The sequence below is a fragment of the Micrococcus sp. KRD012 genome (assembly GCF_017168555.1).
GTDB lineage: Bacteria > Actinomycetota > Actinomycetes > Actinomycetales > Micrococcaceae > Micrococcus > Micrococcus luteus.
The window spans coordinates 80525-82284 of record NZ_JABFBB010000016.1 but is presented as its reverse complement, the minus strand read 5'-3'; the positions used below and the strand labels follow the sequence as shown (position 1 = coordinate 82284).

The following is a 1760-nucleotide window of genomic DNA, read 5'->3' as shown; positions in this document are numbered from 1 at the left end:
GGGTGGGCTTGCGTCGCTGTGCTCGCAGACTCAGGTCGGGCTCAAGCTGCTTCTCGTTCATGCGGTGATCCTTTCGAAGATGAGGCCGGCCAGGTCGGCGTAGGCGGAGGCGACGGGTTCGCGCTTCTCATAGTGGCCCAGCCAGTCGCAGGCCAGACGTGCACCGGGGACGATGGAGCGGGCCGGCACCAGGGGGGTGAGCAGCAGCCCGGTCTCGCGCAGCTCCCAGCAGGGCCATGGACTGTTTGAACGCGGCCACGCTGCGGCAGGCTCCGTGCACCCCGACGCAGTCGTCCGAGGCGGGGCGGGCCGCATAGATCACCCGTCTGCGGCGGTGAACGCGTTGGGGGTCAACGGCCCGCCCTGACGGTCGGGGCAGTGGACGACGAGCTGTGGATGCCGCGAGCGAGACGAAGGGCGGGGGCTTCGCGTCTCCGCCTCTATCGTCGGGTCCCCGCGCCCTCCGGCCGACCCCATCCATGACGGCGCGGGGCTGCCGGCGTTCCGGACGGGCCCGGTTGACCGGCCTGCGATCACCCCACCGGCCCCGGGGACAGGGTCCACGTCGAGAGCAGCCGACCCAGCAGGCAGCCCCGCCCGGCCACCCTCAGTCCCGTGGCGTGACCGAGCGCAGCGCGAGCTCGGTGAGGACGGCCGCCTCGAGGGCCTCGCGTCCCTTGTCCTCTCGGGATCCGGGCAGGCCCGCCCGGTCGCGGGCCTGCTGGTCGGTGTCCACGGTGAGCACGCCGAAGCCCACGGGAACGCCGGTGCGCACCGAGACCTCCGTCACGCCCTGGGTCACGGACTGGCACACGTAGTCGAAGTGCGGGGTGTCCCCGCGCACCACGACGCCGAGGACCACGACGACGTCGAAGCGCTCCGCCAGCCGCGCCGCAGCGACGGTGAGCTCGACGGTGCCGGGCACGCGCACGAGCACGGGCTCCAGGCCCAGGTCGGCCGCGGCGGCCTGCGCCCCGGCGATCAGCCCGTCCATGATCTCCGTGTGCCACTGGGCGGCGACGATCGCCACGTTCAGGCCGCTCGCAGCGGCGGGGTCGGGGGTGAAGGTCGGGGCTCCGGCGCCGCTCATGGGGTGTCCTCCTGGTGCCTCGGTGGGTGCGGCGGGGGCGGAGGGGATGAGCGCGAGGCGCTCGGCGTACCGGGCGAGCACGTCGGTCTCGAGGTTGACGCGGTCGCCCGGCCGCAGGGCGCCCAGGGTGGTGGCCTCGAGTGTGGCCGGGATGATGCCGACCTCGAACCAGTGCGCGGCCGCGCCCGGGTCGGAGACGGCGGTGACGGTGAGGGAGACGCCCTGCAGGGCGATGGCCCCCTGCGCGGGGACGTAGCGGGCCAGGCGGGCGGGCAGGCCGATGCGCAGGGTGGTCCAGGCCCCGTGCGGGGTGACCGCGAGGACCTCGCCGGTCCCGTCCACGTGGCCCTGGACCACGTGCCCGTCCAGGTGGTCGGTGGGGCGCAGGCAGCGCTCGAGGTTGACCCGGTCCCCCGGGGCGCGGTCGCCGAGGCTGGTCATCCGCAGCGTCTGGCCCATGAGGTCTGCACGGAACACGCCGGGGCGCTCCGTGGGTCCGTCGAGGGCCGTGAGGCACACGCCGTCGACGGCGAGCGAGCCGCCGGCGGGCAGCCCGTCGAGGGCGCCGCCGGCGTCGAGGGTCAGCAGGGCGGTGTCGGCGGCCGCGTCGTGCTCGAGGGCGACGACGGTGCCGAGATGGGTGACGATGCCGGTGAACACTCAGTCCTCC

Annotated in this window: 2 protein-coding genes and 1 pseudogene; all 3 read right to left on the bottom strand. The window is 74.5% G+C overall.

Features of this window, described 5'->3' with window-relative positions; translation table 11 throughout:
* Window positions 1-57: 57 nt before the first annotated feature.
* The gene (locus J1M37_RS11680) at window positions 58-189 is read right to left on the bottom strand and encodes a hypothetical protein (protein ID WP_020624531.1); all 132 of its coding nucleotides are present in this window, start codon (window positions 187-189) and stop codon (window positions 58-60) included.
* A 418-nt stretch (window positions 190-607) separates the two neighbouring features.
* Window positions 608-1090 (bottom strand): 6,7-dimethyl-8-ribityllumazine synthase, encoded by a 483-nt coding sequence (gene ribH / locus J1M37_RS06965; RefSeq protein WP_036383758.1) that lies wholly within the window; start codon window positions 1088-1090, stop codon window positions 608-610.
* Window positions 1091-1156: 66 nt separating this feature from the next.
* Window positions 1157-1750: pseudogene (locus J1M37_RS06960) on the bottom strand (riboflavin synthase); the annotation flags it as partial.
* Window positions 1751-1760: the final 10 nt, after the last annotated feature.